Raw genomic sequence first — 17641 nt, forward strand, 5'->3', positions numbered from 1 at the left:
GCCGGCGCGGAACGCGGGTGCGAGCAGTCGGAACGAGAAAGACAGGGTGTGCAGTGTCGGGCGGAATTCACTCAGCGGACGCGAAGGAAGTTCAGCATTCCGCATCGGATCCGGTCGGGCGGGAAATTCCTGACGCCACGGCCGCACCGCCCGGGTTGCCGAGACGTGCCCGTGCGCTGACCTACGCACTGCGTACCGCCGTTTTCCTGTGCCTCACGGCGAGTGTCGTCCACGTGGTTCTGGTGTTCCTTCACGTGGCACCGGCCAACCCCGTCTCCAAGCGGTACAGCCCGATGATCAATTCCTGGGTTTACCCCTACTTCGAACAGAATTGGCGGCTTTTCGCACCGGATCCCGAATCCGTCAACCGGCAGATCCTGGCGAGAACCGCACACACCGGCCCCGGCGGATCGATGCGGGTGAGTGCCTGGTTCGACCTGACCGCCGTGGACGCCTCCGCGGTCGCGCACCAGCCGTTCCCGAGCCACACGGCCCAGAACATGCTGCGCCGCGCGTGGGCCGCCTACGTCGACTCCCACGGAGGAGACGACAAGGCGCGTACGGAACGCGCCCTGATGATGCAGAGATACCTGGGCAACATCGCCGCGGACCGCGTCGCCGCCCACGACGGCGGAGCCTTCGGCTTCGTTCAGCTGCGCGTCGTCACCCTGCCCGTCGCCGCGCCCGGCACTGCCGACGGCGATCGTCCCCCGACGCCGGTCGAGAACCGGCTCCTGCCCTGGTGGAAGGTGAGCGGCCATGGAGAGTGAGGCCCGAAGGACCACGTCCGCCGTCGGCCGCCGGTGGCTCGCCGACCGGATCGGCGCCGCCCGGGAGCTGGTGACCGGTCGGCCGGTGTCCCTGTACGCCGCGTCGGTGCTGCGCATCGGCTACGGACTGCTCTACCTGGTCTTCCTGCTGCGCGAGTTCCCCCACCGTGCCCAGATCTGGGGCCCGGACTCCCCGTGGACGCCCGCCCTGGCACACCAGCTCTTCGAACAGACGGGGTGGAGGAGCGTCCTGACCCTGTCCGACGACCGCGCCTACTTCGAGCTCTGCTACGCGCTGGCCCTCGTCACGTCCGCGCTGTTCCTGCTGGGCTGGCGGACCCGCGTGACGTCCGTCCTCTTCGCCGTCGTGGTGGCCTCGTTCCACGGCCGGGCGATCTTCATGACGGACGGGGGCGACAACCTGGTCCTGCTGATGGCCCTCTACCTCGTCCTCACCGCGTGCGGTCGGCGCTGGTCCCTGGACGCGCGCAGGAAGAGACTCGAAGCGGTCCGTGCGGGCAGCGCGCCGGAACCGGCGAGGAGCCCCTTCGCCGGGCAACTCCGCGATGTCCGCACCACCCTGATCACGGTGGTGCACAACTGCGGCATGTTCGTCATCGCGGCGCAGGTCTGCTTCCTGTACGGGTCGGCCGGTCTGTACAAGGTCCAGGGCGCGACCTGGGGCGGCGGCACCGCTCTCCACTACGCCCTGAACCTCGAACTCTTCCGGCCCTGGCCCGCGCTCTCCCACTTCGTGGACCAGTACACCCTCCTGGTCGCGGTCGCGGGCTACCTGACCGTGCTCCTGCAGGTGGCCTTCCCGTTCGTGCTCTTCGGCAGGCTCAAGTACCCCGTTCTCGCGATGCTGCTGAGCATGCACGTCGGCATCGCGGTGCTCATGGGGCTGCCCCTCTTCTCCGGCGCGATGATCATCGCGGACGCCGTGTTCCTCCCCGACCGCTTCTACACCTTCCTCCCCCGCCTCTGGCGACGCGCGGTCCGGCGGACGGGCGGAGGGTGGGCCGCACCCGAACAGACGGCAGGGCCCGGAGTCGTACCCGCGCAGGGACGGCCCGGCGGCACACCCGGCTCCCCGCGGCGAGTCGCCCTTCCGGCAGGCCGGAGGGACACCGCGCCCGGTATCGGACCCGCGTCCCCCCAGGTCCCCCCGAAGAGCGGCTGAGCCGGGCGGCACCGTCCGGTCCCGACCCGGGCCGGGGGCCTCGGGTCCGCACGGCAGGCGGTCCGCCTGCCGTGCGGACCGGCCGGACGGCCGAGGCGGACGGCGGGCAACGCGGCGACCGCCCCCGCACCCACCGCACGACGTGGGGAAGCCGGTGAAACAGAACGAGTCCCACCCCGTTCGACACGGGGTGGGACTCGTTCGCTGGAGCGCCGGGCAGGCCTTGCACCTGCATCTCCCCACAGGAAGTGGGGCGTCTTTCCTTGGACCACCAACGCAGAACCGATTCGCCGCTGTTGTGGCGACCAGCTCAAGATCAATGTTACACGGTTCCCCGCGCCTCGCCAACTCGTGCCGCGAGAGGCTCCGTCAGCCCATCTCGTCGACGTCCAGGTCCGGTCCGACGACCAGCGTGACGACTCCCGCCTGCGCGTCCGCCGCCGCGGCCGACCGCGTCTTCGGCAGCCGTGAGGACAGCACCGCGGCCTGCTTCTCCAGCCCGGCCGGGAAGCTGACGGACGTACGGGTCACCGTCTCGGGGGCGTTGCCCGTACCGCTCACGGTGAAGCCCATCGTGCGGAGCTTCTCGGCGACGGCCGCGGCGCGCCCGGACCGTCCGGTGCCGTTGAGGACCCGGACGCTGACCTGGGAGGCGTACACGAGGTCCTTCGCCGCGGCCTGCAGCCGGGCCTTGGTCATCTCCTTGTCCTTGGCCAGGGAGGTGAACAGGTCGGCCGCCTGCGGGTACTGCCAGACGACGTTGGCCTTGTCCGTCGGGACGTCCGCCTCGCGGGGGTAGTTGGGCACGGTGAGGAAGGCCAGCCGGTCGCTGGGGATGCCCTTGAGTTCGTCGGCCAGCCCGTAGATCTGCTTGATGCCGGCCAGGTCCGGGTCCGTGGTCAGCGACTCGGTGGCGGACTGGAGGAAGCCGTACAGGGCGTCGGGGCTGGTCAGCTTCGACTGGGCCTTCTTCGCGAGGGCGTTCATGAACTCCTGCTGGCGGCCGATGCGGCCGATGTCGGAGCCGTCGCCGACGCCGTAGCGGACCCGGACGTAGCCGAGGGCCTTCTCGCCGTCGACGGTCTGGCAGCCGGCGTCCATCTCCAGTTTGGCCTTGTCGGACTTGATGGGCTCCTTCGGGCAGACCTCGATGCCGTCGAGCGCGTCGACCATGCCCTTGAAGCCGGAGAAGTCGACCGACATGAAGTGGTCGATGCGCAGGCCGGTGTGGGCCTCGACGGTCTTGATGCTGCACGCGGCGGCCTCGGCGACCTCGCCGCTGCTGCCGCCGATCGCGAACGCCTCGTTGATCTTGGCCTTGTGCGGGGTGGAGGTCTTGCCGTCCCCCATCTCGCAGGAGGGTATGTCCACCCAGGAGTCGCGCGGGAAGGACACCACCGCGGCCCATTCCCGGTTCGCCGGGATGTGCAGCACCATGAGCGTGTCCGACTGCATGGTGGTCAGGTCCTTGCCGTACTTGGCGTTCGCGCCGTCCCGGCTGTCGGAGCCGACGACCATGATGTTCTTCGAGCCCGGACTGAGGTTCTCGGGCCGGTCGCCGCCCAGTTTGCCGTCCACGTCGGCGGAGTCGATGTTGTTGTTGAGGTCGTTGTAGACCCACGCGCCGACGCCGCCGACACCGAGGACGACCACGGCGGTCACCCCGGCGCCCCAGGCCACGAGCCGCCCGCGCCGGGTCAGCCGCGTCCTGCCGGGTCCGCCCCGGTCACCGCCCCGCCGCGTCCTGCTCCCGCGGCCGGTCGCCTCCGCCTGGGTGTGCCCACGCCTTCTCGTCCCGCTCACCGGCACTCGCCTCCGCCTCGGCCGTTCTTCACCCCGTACACCGTGCTCGGATCGTCCGGTGCTGGATCTTCGTGGACGACGAAACCCTACATGCGGGTATACATACGTCCCCGATACCCCTGACGTCTCACCAGACTCCCGTGACGGCGCGATGGTTGCCTCCTCCGGTCAGGCCTGGCAGGCGTGCCCGTCTCCCGGCAGTCCCAGCGAGTGCAGCCGTGGGCGGCCGTCCCCGGGCACGACGAACCCGGGCACGACGAAGACGAACAGGGCGGAGGTCGCGGGCACCCGCAGACCGCGCTGGTCGCCGAAGGTGTGCGCGGAGTCGGCCTCCCAGGGGCAGCCGGTCCGGTCCAGCGCGGCGATCACCTCGGCCTCGGTCGGCTCGCCGCGGAACGTGTCTTCGCAGGTGGGCAGTTCGACGGTGCCGGTTCCCGTCTGCACGGTCACGAGCCGCACCCGCCCGCACCGGCAGACGAGGACCTCCAGGTCGCCGTAGCCGTACAGCCGGGGCCACCGCCTGCTCCGGAGCACCTCGCGGGGCTCGCCCAGCAGCGCCGTGACGTCCGCCCAGGACGCCCCGACACGGACCGGCCCCAGCCGGGCGGTGAGCGCCGTACGGGCGAGGAGGTCGGGAAGAGTCAGCGGCACGCGGGGAGCGTGGCAGCGGCTCGGGGGCCCTGTCCAGCGGGTTCTCCCGGATCCGCCCGGTCCACGGGCCCGTCCCGCGTGCCGCGCGCCGCCTACGGGGTGTTGATCAGCTCGTACGGCGGGACCGAGACCGTGCGGGCGCCCGGGGCGCCGCCGAGGACGACCTTGCGCAGGGAGACGTTGTTCTTCAGGTCCGTCTCCTGGAGGCGGTTGGCCGGGTTGGCGAGGACCTCGATGTAGTACGTGCCGTTCGGCAGGTCGGTGATGTCGAAGGACTGGCCGGGACGGTACTGGGTGTACGTGTCACCGGAACCGACGTCGAGGACCTCCCGCACCGAGATGGAGTTCTGCCGGCCGCACGCGGTCGACAGATCGGTGTTGTAGGGGTGCCAGTTGGCGTTCTTCACCGTGTAGTCGACGGCGTCGGTGTTGGCGAGGCAGAACGCCTCCTTGCCGCTGCGGACCTCCTTGGTCTTGTCCTCGCTGAGCAGCCGGTAGCTGGCGAAGTCGGTGAAGTGCCAGTGCTCGTGGCCGATGCGCGGGTCCCACTCCATGGTGCCGGTGGGGGTGTAGCCGACCTGCTTGCCGGCGGCGTCGTAGAAGTACTGGTAGGCGTCCATGAGGTCCTCGCCGGGGCTGCGGAAGCCGTCGACGACGAGCGGGGCGGGGCCGGCGTTCCACACGTTCGCGCTGAAGGCGAGGTAGTCCTTGCCCGGTACGTCGCCGTCCTCGCCGTCGGTGACGGCGATGTCCCAGGCCGGCAGGGACCGCAGGTCGGGCTTGGGCACGTTCGCCGGGACGCCCGCCCGGCCCGTGGGAGCCTTGGCCCCGGCCTGCAGCGCGGGCGCGACACGGGAGCCGTCGGTGTGCCCCGCGCCGTCACCGAGGTGGTGGGCGAGGCCCCGGTCCTCCAGGGCGTGGGAGAGGGCGGGCGGGGTGGGGGCGTCGGCGCCGCGGGGCCCGTAGTGGTGCCCGCCGGAGGCGTGAGCGGCGTGCTGCCCGTGCTCCCCGTGCGCGGAGGAGGACCGCAGCCCCGCGGCGCCCTCCCCCCCGTCGGACTGCTGCCGGACCGTCACCTTGACGGTCGGCCGCTCGTCGGGCATGCCGAACAGGTCGCGGTACTTCTTCGCCACCCCGACCCTGGCGGTGTACTCGCCCGCCGGGAGGTCGACGCGCTCGTCGTAGTCGACGGTGCTGGAGTTGGCCGCCCAGCCCTTCTCGACGCCCCACACCGAGCCCAGGGTGAAGGGGTTGGTGGGGCAGCTCTCCGGATAGTGCGAGGTGGCCGGGGCGTCCGGACGGACGCGCCCGGAGGCGTTGTTGGGGCAGAAGGTGCCCTTGGTGGTGGCCACTTCCTTCCCGGCGGCGTCCGTGACGGACACCTCCAGGAAGCCGGGCAGCCCGCTGAAGTCCTCGACGAGCCCGGCGGGCAGCGTCTTCTTCTTCACCTTCGTCCCGTCGCGCAGGATCTGCCGGGCGACGACGGGGGTCTTGTACGACGTGCGCGTCACCTGGAACTCCAGCGGCGCGTTCTCGACCTGGACGTAGGTGCCCAGGTCCAGGAAGACCCCGGGGGGCTCCCCCTCCCAGTCCCACCGGTCGAGCGTCACGGACTTCGACGCGGCGATCAGTTTGAGCTGCGGCACCCCGGGCTTGGCCTGCGGTGCCGCGCCGGCGCCGGGAGCGGCCCCGGCGACGGCGACGACGGCGAGCGCGGCCCCCGCGGCGAACGCCGCGCGCTTGAGGTTCTTGCGGTCTGGCTGACTGGTCATCGGTTCCTCGTCTGCGAGTGCCGTGGTCAGCGGCATCGGACTGGACAGCCCCCGGACCCACCCACCGTACGAACGCACCCCACGCGTCCCGGGAGAGCCTGTGAGCACACTGTGAGAGAGGTAAAACCCTTGCCCGGGTTGCCTGTTGGCCGGAACTGCATCCGAACCGGTGACCGGCCCGCCCGGCCCGAACCGTCACCGGGGCGGCCGTGGCATCGTCGGCGGGGACGCCCGGTTCCGGTCCGGGGGGACGTCCGAACTGCTCTCCGGGCCCGACTCCGTCCGAGTGCCGCGGGGCCGGTCGCGCCTGCCGGTGCGTGGACGGTCGTCATCCTGAGCCGGTGTCTCAGTTCCTCCGTGTCGTCGTCGGGACGGTTCTCGCCGCCGTCGCCCTGGTCGCCTGGCCCTCCTGCGTGCCGCTCGGGGGCGGGCCGACGGTGCCCGCGGCGGCGTTCGGGGCGTACGTCGGGTACGACGGCGCCGGGGTGCGGCGGATCGCGGGACTGGACGGGTGGGTGGGGGCCGCGACGCCCCGGGTCGGGCGGGCCTACCTGCCCGGGGACCGGTGGAGCAACATCGAGGGGGCGCCCGGCTATCTGGAGCACTGGGCGCGGTGGCGGACGGCCCGCGCGGACCGGATGTTCGTGCTGAACGTGCCGATGCTGGAGCGCACCGAGGAGCGACTGCCCGACGCCGTCGTCCGGGACGAGCTGCGCACGGGGGCGCGCGGCGCGTACGACGGTCACTTCCGGGCGCTCGGCCGGCGGCTGGTCGGACTCGGGGTGCCGGACAGCGTGCTCGTCGTCGGCTGGGAGATGAACGGGGTCACCTACACCCACCGCTGCGGGCCGGATCCCCTTGCCTGGAAGGCCTATTGGGCGCGGATCGTGACCGCGATGCGGTCGGTTCCGGGGCAGCGGTTCCGGTTCGAGTTCACGCCGAGCCGGGGGCGGGACGCCGTCCCGTGGACCGACTGCTACCCCGGCGACGCCCACGTCGACATCGTCGGCATGGACGCCTACGACCAGCCCGCGGGCATGTCCTTCGAAAAGCAGGTGGCCGAGCCGTACGGGCTGGCGGCGCACGTGCGGTTCGCGGCGGAGCACGGCAAGCCGGTGTCGTACCCGGAGTGGGGGCTGTTCCGGAACGGGGACGACGCCGTCTACGTGCGGGGCATGCTCGGCTGGTTCGCCCGGCACCGGCCGCTGTACCAGACCATCACCGACTACTGCCCGCACGGGGTGTGGCGGTGCCGGGACAATCCGCGGGCGTCGGCCGCCTACCGGACGGGTGTCTCGAACACGCGCTGACGGCGGGTCCGTTCGGCTGAACGCCGGGCGTGCCGTCCCGCCCTCCGCGACCGCCGGTCCGATGATCCCAGGATGCGACGAGAACACCACGCGCGCCTTCCGCGGACGTGCCTCGCCCCTGCGCGCAGGCACCTGGCCGCCCTTCCGTCCACCCTGGCGGCCGTGCTGATCGCGGGTGTGCTGGTCGCGCTCACCGCGGTGCCCGCCGGGGCGGCGAACCACGGGGTCCCGGCCGCCGCACCGCCCGCCGTGGCGGCAGGCCACGGGGTCCCGCCCGGGGCGGGGAGCGCGGCGGTCCGCGGGGAGACCGCCCGCGCCGTACGCGCCCACGAGAAGGCCCGCGCCCGCGTCGACCGGCTGCGCGCGCAGGACGCCCTGCCCGAGAAGGTCAGATCCGCCGAACGCCGCCGCAAGGCCATCCGGGCCGGGCTGTGGGACGTGCTGTGGGCGGTGGCCCGCGGCACGGGAGACCCCGTCGCCGTCGACCCCTCCGGACGCGCGGGCCGCTGCCCGGCCGCCCGCACCCGCAGCCGGGCACCCGCGGGCCGGGACGGGGACTGGACGGCACCGACCCGCCGCTTCCGGCTCTCCGCCGGTTACGCCGCCCGCGGCTCCCACTGGGCCCACCGGCACACCGGCCAGGACTTCGCGGTGCCCGGCGGGACCCCCGTGTACGCCGTCGGCCCCGGCACCGTCCGCGCCACCACCTGCGGCGACGGCTTCGGCAACCAGGTCGTCGTCCGCCACCCGGACGGCTACTTCACGCAGTACGCCCACCTGTCGCGCATCGACGTCCGCAGGGGCGGGCGGGTCGCGGCGGGCCAGCGCCTCGGCCTCGCCGGCGCGACCGGCAACGTCACCGGCCCGCACCTGCACTTCGAGGTGCGGATCACGCCGTACATGGGGTCCGCGGTGTCACCGCTGCCGTGGCTGCGGAGGAAGTCGGTCGACGTCGGCGGGTGACGGGCGCACCGGCCGGCGTCCTCAGCCCGCCCGCCCCGGCGCCGCCGGCCGGTACACCGCCAGGGCCCAGATCACGAACACGTCGATCGCGATCAGGACGATCGACCAGACCGGGGCGTACGGCAGGAAGAGGAACTGGAGGACGAGGCTGACGGAGGCGAGGACGATGCCGGTGACGCGGGCCCAGGCCGCGCCCCCGAGGACGCCCCCGCCGGCCACCGCGGCCACCACGCCGACGATCAGCAGGATCCAGCCCCAGCCGGTGAGGTCGATCTTGTAGACGTAGTCGCCGACCCGGCCGTACACGTCGTCCTCGGAGATCGCGGCGATGCCCTGGAAGACGGCGAGGATGCCGTTGACCAGCATCAGCACACCCGCGAAGACGACTCCGCCGGCGGCGGCCGCCCTCTGCGGGCGGCATCGAGGACCGGCTGCCCGCACCGGTGGGACCGGTGCCCTGGTGCGAGGGATCCCGGACGGGAGACCCCGGGCGATTTCCGGGCTGTGACGCTTCGGCCATGGCCGTGCCCCACCTCTCTGTCGAACTCTCGAGTGTCGCGCTCCCCGACGATCCGTCCGGGGGACGGCCACCACCACGGGAACTGCGCCGTGCGGGTGAGCCGGCGTGCGCGGCGGGACGGGCGGACCTTCACTGGGAGGAGGCCCCACCGATCCGCCGCCCCCCGACCCCGACGCCGGAGGCACCATGCCCGCCCACCGCACCCGCCAGACCGGGGCAGCCGCGCTCACCGCGACCTGCGCCGCCGCGCTGCTCGGCCTCACCGTCCTCACGGGCTGCTCGGACGAGAACAGCCCCTCGGGGGTGGCCAGCCGGGCCGCGTCCGCGGCGGAGTCGGCCCGCGACGAGGCCACCGCCGCCGCGTCCTCGCTCGCCTCCCGGGCCACGGAGGGCTTCGCCTCGGCGACCGCGGAGGCGGGCCGCAAGCTGGACGGGATCACGGGCGGGACGGAGGTGAAGGACGACGTGAAGGCCGGTCCTGCGAAGACGGACGGCGACCGCACCACGGCCGAGGTGACCGCCACCAACACCGACGACACGACGAGGTCCTTCTCCGTCCAGGTGGACTTCACCGACCAGGGCGGCAAGTGGCTCGACACGGTCGTCGTCACCGTCTCCGACGTCCCGGCCGGAAAACCCGGCACGGCGACGGCCCGCAGCAACCGTCAGCTCTCGGGCGAGGTGAAGGCGGAGGTGAAACGGGCGGTGCGGTACTGAGAGACGGGGCACCACTGCAGCGGACCTCGGCCGCCGGGGTGACGCAGGTCACTCTCCACTGCTGTCAGGACGACGAGGGCTGTGCGGTCAAGGAGGTGCAGGCACACACCGCACCCCTACGACGGCACAGGAGCCCACCATGGAAGCCCGGTTGAACGTCATGGCCAGCCCGGTCGCGGCCAAGGCAATGAAGCACATCGTCGCCGCCGCCATGACCCTCGGGGAGTCGACGCTGCCCGCCTCGACCCGCGAACTGGTCATGCTGCGCGCCAGCCAGATCAACGGCTGCGCGGGCTGCATCGACATGCACACCAAGGACGCCACGGCCGCCGGGGAGACCGCGCAGCGACTCCACCTGGTCGCCGCCTGGCGCGAGGCCAAGGTCTTCACCGACGCCGAGCGCGCGGCCCTCGAACTGGCGGAGGAGGGCACCCGCATCGCCGACGCGGCCGGCGGCGTCCCCGACGAGGTGTGGGCCAACGCCGCCAAGCACTACGACGACGACCAACTCGCCGACCTGGTCACCCAGATCGCCCTCATCAACGCCTTCAACCGCGGCAACGTGATCACGCAGCAGCCGGCGGGGGACTACGTGGTGGGCCAGTACCACTGACGGAACCGGACGACGCCCCGTCCCCCGGACGACGGATGCCGGGGGGACGGGGCGTCTGCCGGTGACCGGCACGGGGACGAGGTCCGAGCAGGAGCCCGGCTCAGTCGGCGGCGAAGAGATCCTCAGGTGTGGCGACGTGACAGGCGCGCTCCCGCCAGTTCTCCGGCGGCGGGGACGGCAACGACTGCCTCGAACTCGCCCCCACCCCCACCACCCTCCACCTCCGCGAGAGCGACGCTCCCACCACCGTCCTCACCGCCTCCCCCACCCCCTCGCCCACCTCCTCGACGCCGTACGCGCCCAGGCCGTCTGACGGTACGTCAGCAGTCCGCGACCTCCACCGCGTCCCCCACCGTCACCTTCCCCTCCCGCACCACCCTGAAGTACGCCCCGAAGACCGTGCCGCCGCCGTCCTCCGCGCGGCGGTGGTCCGCCAGGGTGCGCAGGGGTTCCGGGCCCGCCCTGCGGCCCGTCTCCTGGTCGACCATCGTGATCGCGCAGCGGACCGTCGGTTCGGTGAGGGCGAGTTCGGTGCCGCCGATCAGGAGGCGGGCGGCGGTGTCCTCCGTGTGCGGGGTGTCCCAGCCGTCCACGACGAGGTTGGGGCGGAAGCGGTTCACGGGGAGCGGGGCGACGCCGCGCTCGGCCAGATGCCGGTTGAGCAGGTCCAGGCTCGCCCGCGAGACCACGTGCAGGCGGCTGTCGTTGGCCGCGGTGCCGCCGGGGGCCGTACGCACGCGCAGCAGCCGGCTCGGGCGGCCGAGGACCCCGGTCACCCACGCGGCCGCCTCCTCGCCCTGGTCGACGGCGCCGTACGGTTGCCCCGGCACCTTCGTGACCTCCTCGCCCTCCCCGGTCACCCGCAGTGCGGCCGTGCCGGGGGCTCGCAGGGTCAACCCGGCGCCCTCCTCCACGAGCTGGGGAGTGATCAGCGCCATCCGGGGGTCACCCCCCTGCCAGCGCAGCCCGCCCGTCTCGTCGGTGATCACGTACGCCCGGTCGTGCGGCAGCCCGTCGGGCGTGATCAGCGCCTCGGGCACCGTGATCCCGGCGCAGCTCTTCACCGGGTAGTACGTCAGCCCCGTGACCTTCGCCCGTCCTGACACCGCGACTTCCTTCCCCCGTCGGCCGATACGACAAGTTTTGCCGGAAGCGGTGAGTTCCGGCGGGCGTTCGTCCGTACTCCTGTGTGTTGGACCCCGCCGGGCGTGAACGAGCACGGGCGGTGTTCCCGATCAGGCAGGAGGAACGGTGCGCTTTTCGCGGAACGCGATGGGAACTGCCTTCGTGGGCGGCGCCCTGAGCTTGACCCTCGCGGCTCTGGCCTATCCGTCGATGCTGGGGCTGGACACGGTGTCCACCTCGAACGACCGGATCATCGCCAACACCCAGTGGGGGCCCCTGACGGAGGGCGACCGGGACTTCGTGGTCAAGGTGCGGGCGGCCGGGCTCTGGGAATACCCCCTCGGGGTGATCGGACTGCAGAAGGGCCAGAGTCCGGCGGTCAAGACGGCCAGCGAACACCTGATCGACGGTCACGCCGCCCTGGACACGACCTGCCGCAAGATGGCGCCCATGCTGAACATCACCCTGCCCAACGTGGCCAGTCCGCAGCAGGTGGCGTTCGTCAACCAGATCAACGCGAAGACGGGCAAGGACTTCGACACCGACTTCGCGAACATCCTGCGCATGACGCACGGTTCGATCTTCAACACCATCGCGAAGGTCCGTTCCACCACCAAGAACACCCTCATCCGGGCGCTGGCCGACCAGGCCAACGACACCGTCCTGGACCACATCACGGTGATGGAGAAGACCGGTCTGGTCGACTTCGAGCAGACCCTCTTCCAGCAGACCACCCCGCCGAAGCTCCCCTCGTCGGACCTGACCCCGCCACCGCCGCCCGCGGGCCAGCCGATGGTCGTGCTCACCCCGCCGCCCACCGCCACGGCCACCCCCGTGGACATCGACGCCGCGGCGGCGGGAGCCGGGGTCGCTCCGGCGCCCGCCCCCACGCCGACGGGGTGAGGCCGTCCGGCCCCGGGCTTGCGCTAGGCCAGCCAGACCGTGGTGTCCGGGCCGATCCGGCCGTCGCCGGCCTGCGGGGCGCTGCTGAGCAGCACCTCGCCCGGCGGGCACGGCACCGGAGCGTCCGACAGGTTGGTGACGCACCGCCAGCCGTCCGAGCGGGCGAAGGCCAGTACGCCGGGCGGGGTGTCCTCCGCCCAGGTGAGGTCCTCGCCGTCCAGCAGCTTGCGGCGCAGGCGCAGGGCGGTGCGGTACAGCTCCAGGGTCGAGCCGTCCGTGCCGTCCTGGGCCTGGACGGCGTACCGCGCGAAGGACTCCGGCTGCGGCAGCCACGCGCCGCCCGCGCCGAAGCCGTACGACGGACCCGTGGTCGTCCACGGCAGCGGCACCCGGCAGCCGTCGCGGCCCTTGCGGACCCGGCCCGTCTGCTCCCACAGCGGGTCCTGGAGGACCTCCACGGGCAGGTCGGCGACCTCGGGCAGGCCGAGTTCCTCCCCCTGGTAGACGTACGACGATCCCGGCAGCGCCAGCATCAGCAGCGTGGCCGCGCGGGCGCGGCGCAGGCCGGCCTCCTCGTCGACGTGCGGGGCGCGGCCGCCGGACAGCAGCCAGGCGTTCTCGTCCGTGCCCGGCGGGAGCATCAGGCGCGAGGCGTGGCGGACGACGTCGTGGTTGGAGAGCACCCAGGTCGCGGAGGCGCCGACCGCGCGGGCCGTGGCGAGCGAGGACGTGATGACCTCCCGGACCGCCTTCGCGTCCCAGGGTGCCTGCAGATACTCGAAGTTGAAGGCCTGGTTCAGTTCGTCGGGGCGGGCGTACAGCGCGCGGCGGGTGCCCGGCACCCAGGCCTCGGCGACCGCCGTGCGGGGCGGGGAGTAGGAGTCCAGGACGCGGCGCCAGTCGCGGTAGATGTCGTGGACCTCGTCGCGGTCGTAGAAGGGGTGGCTGCCGGGGGTGAGGGCCGCGAGCACGTCCTCGGCGCCCGCTCCCGCGGCGCCGAGGTCGCGGAGCGGCTCGGTCAGATCCTTGGCCAGGGCGTGGGCCACGTCCACGCGGAAGCCGTCGACGCCCCGGTCCGACCAGAAGCGCAGGGTGGTGCGGAAGTCCTCGCGGATCTCGTCGTGGTCCCAGTTGAGGTCGGGCTGCTCGCGGGCGAAGAGGTGCAGGTACCACTGGCCGTCCGGGACGCGCTGCCAGGCGCTGCCGCCGAACACCGACTGCCAGTCGGTGGGCGGGAGTTCGCCGTGCGTGCCGCGCCCGTCGCGGAAGACGTAGCGGTCGCGGGCCGGGGAGCCGGGGCCGGCGGCCAGCGCCTCCCGGAACCAGACGTGCCGGTGCGAGGTGTGGTTGGGGACGATGTCGACGATCACCTTCAGCCCGAGGCGGTGGGCCTCGGCGACCATCGCGTCGAAGTCGGCCAGGGAGCCCAGGCGCGGGTCGACCTCACGGGGGTCGATGACGTCGTAGCCGCCGTCGGCCAGCTCGGACGGGTAGAACGGGCTGAGCCAGAGCGCGTCGACGCCGAGCGCGCCGAGGTGCGGGAGGCGTTCGGTGATCCCCCTCAGGTCACCGAGGCCGTCGCCGTCGGCGTCGGCGAAGCTGCGCGGATAGACCTGGTAGACGACGGCCTGGCGCCACCAGTGGGGGTCACGGGTGGAGAAGTCGGAGGCGGGGGGCTGGTCTGTCCCGGGTGCGGGCACGAAGTCGGTCACGCACACAAGTCTGTCCACTTTGCCGGGAAGGTGAAAGTCCGCACCTTGCGGAGTGGATCATTCCGTACGTGGGGGAGATGTGACGGAATCTTGAACTGCCGCGTGTTTGCCGCAGGTTGACAGGCCTCCGCCCCGCGAACCACGATGAGCGCACGCCGTGGCGCATGTGACCGATGGGCCCGGTGTTTCTTCCGAATTCCTGAACCGCGCCATCACCCGGGCATCGCCGTGCCGCGATGCCGCCGTGATGGGCACTCGCACTCGCCAAGATGGGAATCGCATGTCCATAGCGAGACGTGTTTCCGTGCGCCGCCTGCTGGGGACGGGCGCCGCTTCACTCGCCCTGTGCACCGCGTCCGTCGCCGCCGCCTCCGGGGCCTGGGCCGGCACCGGGACGCCCGGCGGCGACGGCTGGAAGTCCGGCGGCCAGTACCAGCCGGGCACCGGGGCGGGCACGGAGACGGAGACCGACCGCTGCCAGTTCTCCCTCGACGGCACGCACTTCTACGACTCCGTCAAGGTCGACGACCAGAACCTGAAGCCGAGCGGCGACGGCAAGGTCCACCTCACCGTGCGGGCCGCCGACAAGGCCACCACCTGCACCGCCTCGCTCGCCTCCTACCTGGCCCACGGCCCGGACTTCCGGACCTCGGGCGAGCAGGTCTTCGTCGACTTCGACACCGTGACGCTCCAGCCCGGCGCGACCGGCACCCTCGACATCGCCGTGCCGGACGCGGGCTGCTACGCGCAGATCGACCTCTACCGGGGCGCCGTGAAGTTCGACGGCAGGCTCGACGCGAAGGACGGCTTCGACCACGGCGACCTGCCCAAGGGCCCGGACCGCCCGGTCATCAAGGACAAGCTGATCGCGGCCTGGAACGGCGGCACGAAGGACTGCACCCCGGCCGAGCAGCCGCCCGCCGAGGAGCCGCCGGCCGAGCAGCCGCCCGCCGGGCAGCCCCCGGCCTCCCCGTCCACGGAGGCGCCACCGTCGACGCCGTCCACCGGGACGCCCCCGGAGACCACCCCCGCGGCGACCCCGTCGGCCTCCGCGCCGGAGCCCTCCGCCTCGGAGTCCACCCCGGCCGCGGCCCCCACCCCGAACGGCGGTGGCGGCGACCTCGCCGAAACCGGCGCCGACAGCAACACCCCCGTCATCGCGGGCGGCGCGGCGGCCCTGCTCCTGGGCGGCGCGGCGATCGTCGTGGCGACCCGGCGCCGCAGGGGCAGCCAGGCCTGACCCCTGTCGGGATCCGCAGTCCGGCCGCCCCGTCCCGGCGCCCTGTCCGGGGCGGGGCGGTCGGACACGGTTCCCGGCTCCGCCGGCCAGGACACCTGCCACGGCAAGCGCGGTCAGATCACGCAGCTCTGCAGGACGGGACGGAAGGACCGCCCCTCGCCCACGGGCCCGGTCAGCCGTACATCGCCACGCGGTACAGGGTCACCAGCGCGTCGTCGATGGGGTGGGGCTGCGGCTTGCCGGAGGAATCGAGCCTGTTCCACCGCTGCAGGTTCAGTGCGACGGCCATCTGCCGCTCGCCGTCGGCGCGGGTCATGGCCAGTGCTCCGCCACCCCAGACCGTGCCTCCGTGGCCCCAGAAGGTGGCCTGCCCGGGAGCCTCCGTCGGGTGGAGGCCGAGACCGTAGTCGATCACCTTTCCTTCTTGGGAGACGACCGGGACGGTGCGTTGCATCTGGGCCAGCGAGGACGGGCTGATGATCTCGCCGGCCAGCAGCAGGCGGTAGAAGCGGTTGAGGTCCGCGACGGTCGATATCAGGGAGGCCGCCGGGCCCACCCATGACATGTCGTAGACGCTGTAGTCACGCGGCGGGTCGACCATGCCGAACCACGACTCGTAGAGCCGCGAGTGAGGCCCGTCGACGTACGGTCCGGTGGGGAATTCGGTGTCCCGGAGCCCGGCGGGCTCGATGACGTTCCGGGTGATGCACCGCTCGGCCGTGGTGCCGGTCACCTGTTCCAGGAGCTGTGCGAGGAGCAGGTAGTTGGTGTTGGAGTACACCCCCGGCGTACCGCCCGGGGCGCCGACGGCAGGTGCGGTGACCCCCGTCTCGATCAGTTCGGTGGGGGCGAACCGGGTGAGCCGGTGGTCGTCCAGGCTCTGGGGTCCGGTGTCTGCGAGGGCGGGGTACGCCTTGAGGGAGGGGTACGCGTACGGGAGGTACTCGGCGAGGCCGCTGGTGTGGTTGATCAGCATCCGGACCGTGATCGCGTCACCGCGTTCTCCGGGAACCGACGTCGGAAGGTACTGGCCGATCGGTGTGTCGAGACCGATCCGACCGCTCTCGACCTGCTGCAGGACCGCGGCGGCGGTGAAGGTCTTGGTGATGCTGCCGACGCGGTGCCGCATGTCGGCGGTGACGGGGCGACCGGTGGCGACATCGGCGACCCCGGCGGCGCCGCGCCAGACCTGGTCGCCGTCACGCACCTCGGCGAACAGGCCCGGCATCCCGGCGCGGTGGACGTTCTCGACGGCGGCGTTCAGCTCCACGGGATCCAGTGAGTTCCTCACGACATACGTCCTTTCGCCTTGCTCGGGGTGAGCTCCACGTCGGTCGCCCGACCCGGCCGACAGGGCACGTCCGGCACGTCGGCCCGCCTGTTGCCGGGTCGCCCGGTACACCCATGTCCTCATTATGCACGCGGTGCGTGCAACACCAAGTGCATAGGTTAGACTGAAGTCCGGCGAGAGGGGCGAAATGGCAGGTCGAAGGCGTTGGTCGACCGAGGAAATCCTGGATGCGGCAGCGGAGTTGCTGCGCACGAGCGACACAGAGTCGTTCAGCGTGCGCAAGCTCGCCGCGGCCCTCGGGACCGATTCCTCCAGCCTCTACCGGCACTTCCGCAGCAAGACGGAACTGCTGCGCGCGGTCGCCGACCGGATCCTCCTGGCCTCCATGGACGGTTACCGTCCCGAGGGCGACTGGAAGCAGCGCATCACCGCCCTGGCCCTGCGCATGAGAGAGGCGTTCGGCCAGCAGCCCCAGCTCGCCGCGGTCTGGGGACGGTACGCGTCAGGCGGCGCCGGCTCCCGGCTGGTCATGGAAGAGGCGCTGCAGGCCCTGCGCGCGTCGGGGCTGCCCGACGCGGAGATCCCGGTGCGCTACCACCGGCTCGCGGTCCTCATCGCCGCGCTGATCGCCTCCGAGGCCGGAGTCAGCACCATCACCCCGGAAGAGTACGAACAGGGCATGGAACTGTTCCGCGTCGCGGTACTCGGCGCCGACCCCGAACGCTTCCCCGCCCTGGCCCACTTCGCCCGCGACGTCCGCCCCCTCGGGGTGGACCGCCGCGCCGCGTTCGAAGAGATCCTCGCCGCCCAACTCGCCCAGATCGAGGCGGCCGTCCGCCCGAGCTAGACCGTGGACGGACCTCCCGAGCACTTCGGCTCGTGGAAAGGTGCCCACATCCGCCTCACGCCGGACCAGGCAGGTGACGCGCCCGCGTTCACGCAGGTCATGGCCCGCTGACGTGACGAAGCGCTACTAGGGCGTGTTTCGAAAGTAGCGTCGTCTGCCCGAAGGGCAGGCCCGGCGGCGTCTGGTGCGTGCGATCGCAAGGCGGAGGGTCGCCCCGATAC

General features: G+C 72.3%; 16 protein-coding genes. 9 read left to right on the forward strand and 7 right to left on the reverse strand.

Features of this window, described 5'->3' with window-relative positions; genetic code table 11:
* Positions 1 to 254: 254 nt before the first annotated feature.
* Positions 255 to 770: a DUF5819 family protein gene (locus tag AB0N31_RS16865; RefSeq protein ID WP_366059125.1), complete on the forward strand. Its 516-nt coding sequence runs from the start codon at positions 255 to 257 to the stop codon at positions 768 to 770.
* Positions 760 to 1953 carry an HTTM domain-containing protein gene (locus AB0N31_RS16870; RefSeq protein ID WP_366059126.1) on the forward strand — a complete coding sequence of 398 codons (1194 nt, stop codon included), beginning with the start codon at positions 760 to 762 and terminating at the stop codon, positions 1951 to 1953. The genes AB0N31_RS16865 and AB0N31_RS16870 overlap by 11 nt, the downstream gene beginning before the upstream one ends.
* Before the next feature lie 369 nt (positions 1954 to 2322).
* Here the strand turns inward: AB0N31_RS16870 and AB0N31_RS16875 are convergent, their stop codons facing one another.
* The 3 genes from AB0N31_RS16875 to AB0N31_RS16885 all read right to left on the reverse strand — a co-directional run bounded on the left by AB0N31_RS16875 (position 2323) and on the right by AB0N31_RS16885 (position 6179).
* Entirely contained in the window at positions 2323 to 3633 is a 1311-nt protein-coding gene (locus AB0N31_RS16875; protein WP_366059145.1) for an LCP family protein, read from the reverse strand.
* A 291-nt stretch (positions 3634 to 3924) separates the two neighbouring features.
* Positions 3925 to 4407, reverse strand: coding sequence for a hypothetical protein (locus tag AB0N31_RS16880; RefSeq protein ID WP_366059127.1), 483 nt, complete (start codon positions 4405 to 4407; stop codon positions 3925 to 3927).
* 92 nt (positions 4408 to 4499) lie between these two features.
* A complete protein-coding gene (locus AB0N31_RS16885; protein WP_366059128.1) occupies positions 4500 to 6179 on the reverse strand; it encodes a lysyl oxidase family protein in 1680 nt (559 codons plus the stop codon).
* A gap of 392 nt (positions 6180 to 6571) precedes the next feature.
* On the opposite strand from AB0N31_RS16885, the gene AB0N31_RS16890 reads away from it, so the two are divergent.
* Both AB0N31_RS16890 and AB0N31_RS16895 read left to right on the forward strand, forming a co-directional pair.
* The gene (locus AB0N31_RS16890) at positions 6572 to 7489 is read left to right on the forward strand and encodes a glycosyl hydrolase (RefSeq protein WP_366059146.1); all 918 of its coding nucleotides are present in this window, start codon (positions 6572 to 6574) and stop codon (positions 7487 to 7489) included.
* A 72-nt stretch (positions 7490 to 7561) separates the two neighbouring features.
* Positions 7562 to 8452: a M23 family metallopeptidase gene (locus AB0N31_RS16895; RefSeq protein WP_366059129.1), complete on the forward strand. Its 891-nt coding sequence runs from the start codon at positions 7562 to 7564 to the stop codon at positions 8450 to 8452.
* Between the two features lie 21 nt (positions 8453 to 8473).
* Here the strand turns inward: AB0N31_RS16895 and AB0N31_RS16900 are convergent, their stop codons facing one another.
* On the reverse strand, positions 8474 to 8893 hold the full coding sequence (locus AB0N31_RS16900; protein WP_366059130.1) for a hypothetical protein: 420 nt from the start codon (positions 8891 to 8893) through the stop codon (positions 8474 to 8476).
* A 265-nt stretch (positions 8894 to 9158) separates the two neighbouring features.
* On the opposite strand from AB0N31_RS16900, the gene AB0N31_RS16905 reads away from it, so the two are divergent.
* Positions 9159 to 9689, forward strand: a complete 531-nt coding sequence (locus AB0N31_RS16905) for a hypothetical protein (RefSeq protein ID WP_366059131.1) — start codon at positions 9159 to 9161, stop codon at positions 9687 to 9689.
* Between the two features lie 139 nt (positions 9690 to 9828).
* Entirely contained in the window at positions 9829 to 10302 is a 474-nt protein-coding gene (locus AB0N31_RS16910; RefSeq protein ID WP_366059132.1) for a carboxymuconolactone decarboxylase family protein, read from the forward strand.
* Between the two features lie 320 nt (positions 10303 to 10622).
* Here the strand turns inward: AB0N31_RS16910 and AB0N31_RS16915 are convergent, their stop codons facing one another.
* Complete coding sequence (locus AB0N31_RS16915; protein ID WP_366059133.1) at positions 10623 to 11408, reverse strand: MOSC N-terminal beta barrel domain-containing protein; 786 nt, start codon at positions 11406 to 11408, stop codon at positions 10623 to 10625.
* A 166-nt stretch (positions 11409 to 11574) separates the two neighbouring features.
* On the opposite strand from AB0N31_RS16915, the gene AB0N31_RS16920 reads away from it, so the two are divergent.
* Complete coding sequence (locus AB0N31_RS16920) at positions 11575 to 12330, forward strand: DUF4142 domain-containing protein (RefSeq protein WP_366059134.1); 756 nt, start codon at positions 11575 to 11577, stop codon at positions 12328 to 12330.
* Between the two features lie 23 nt (positions 12331 to 12353).
* Here the strand turns inward: AB0N31_RS16920 and AB0N31_RS16925 are convergent, their stop codons facing one another.
* Positions 12354 to 14042, reverse strand: a complete 1689-nt coding sequence (locus tag AB0N31_RS16925; protein ID WP_366059135.1) for a glycoside hydrolase family 13 protein — start codon at positions 14040 to 14042, stop codon at positions 12354 to 12356.
* Between the two features lie 280 nt (positions 14043 to 14322).
* On the opposite strand from AB0N31_RS16925, the gene AB0N31_RS16930 reads away from it, so the two are divergent.
* A complete protein-coding gene (locus AB0N31_RS16930) occupies positions 14323 to 15282 on the forward strand; it encodes an LAETG motif-containing sortase-dependent surface protein (RefSeq protein ID WP_366059136.1) in 960 nt (319 codons plus the stop codon).
* Positions 15283 to 15454: 172 nt separating this feature from the next.
* On the opposite strand, the gene AB0N31_RS16935 is transcribed toward AB0N31_RS16930, so the two are convergent.
* Positions 15455 to 16573 carry a serine hydrolase domain-containing protein gene (locus AB0N31_RS16935; protein WP_366059137.1) on the reverse strand — a complete coding sequence of 373 codons (1119 nt, stop codon included), beginning with the start codon at positions 16571 to 16573 and terminating at the stop codon, positions 15455 to 15457.
* Between the two features lie 187 nt (positions 16574 to 16760).
* Here AB0N31_RS16935 and AB0N31_RS16940 point away from each other — a divergent pair, with 187 nt between their 5' ends.
* On the forward strand, positions 16761 to 17420 hold the full coding sequence (locus tag AB0N31_RS16940; RefSeq protein WP_366059138.1) for a helix-turn-helix domain-containing protein: 660 nt from the start codon (positions 16761 to 16763) through the stop codon (positions 17418 to 17420).
* The last annotated feature ends 221 nt before the right edge of the window (positions 17421 to 17641 follow it).

Source organism: Streptomyces sp. NPDC051051, from assembly GCF_040682975.1.
Classification (GTDB): Bacteria; Actinomycetota; Actinomycetes; order Streptomycetales; family Streptomycetaceae; genus Streptomyces.

Excerpts from the sequence above, each read along its gene's own strand:
- AB0N31_RS16870 (WP_366059126.1), top strand. The coding sequence starts at position 760 with ATGGAGAGTGAGGCCCGAAGGACCACGTCCGCCGTCGGCCGCCGGTGG.
- AB0N31_RS16885 (WP_366059128.1), bottom strand. The coding sequence starts at position 6,179 with ATGACCAGTCAGCCAGACCGCAAGAACCTCAAGCGCGCGGCGTTCGCC.
- AB0N31_RS16895 (WP_366059129.1), top strand. The coding sequence starts at position 7,562 with ATGCGACGAGAACACCACGCGCGCCTTCCGCGGACGTGCCTCGCCCCT.
- AB0N31_RS16905 (WP_366059131.1), top strand. The coding sequence starts at position 9,159 with ATGCCCGCCCACCGCACCCGCCAGACCGGGGCAGCCGCGCTCACCGCG.
- AB0N31_RS16910 (WP_366059132.1), top strand. The coding sequence starts at position 9,829 with ATGGAAGCCCGGTTGAACGTCATGGCCAGCCCGGTCGCGGCCAAGGCA.
- AB0N31_RS16920 (WP_366059134.1), top strand. The coding sequence starts at position 11,575 with ATGGGAACTGCCTTCGTGGGCGGCGCCCTGAGCTTGACCCTCGCGGCT.
- AB0N31_RS16930 (WP_366059136.1), top strand. The coding sequence starts at position 14,323 with ATGTCCATAGCGAGACGTGTTTCCGTGCGCCGCCTGCTGGGGACGGGC.
- AB0N31_RS16940 (WP_366059138.1), top strand. The coding sequence starts at position 16,761 with ATGGCAGGTCGAAGGCGTTGGTCGACCGAGGAAATCCTGGATGCGGCA.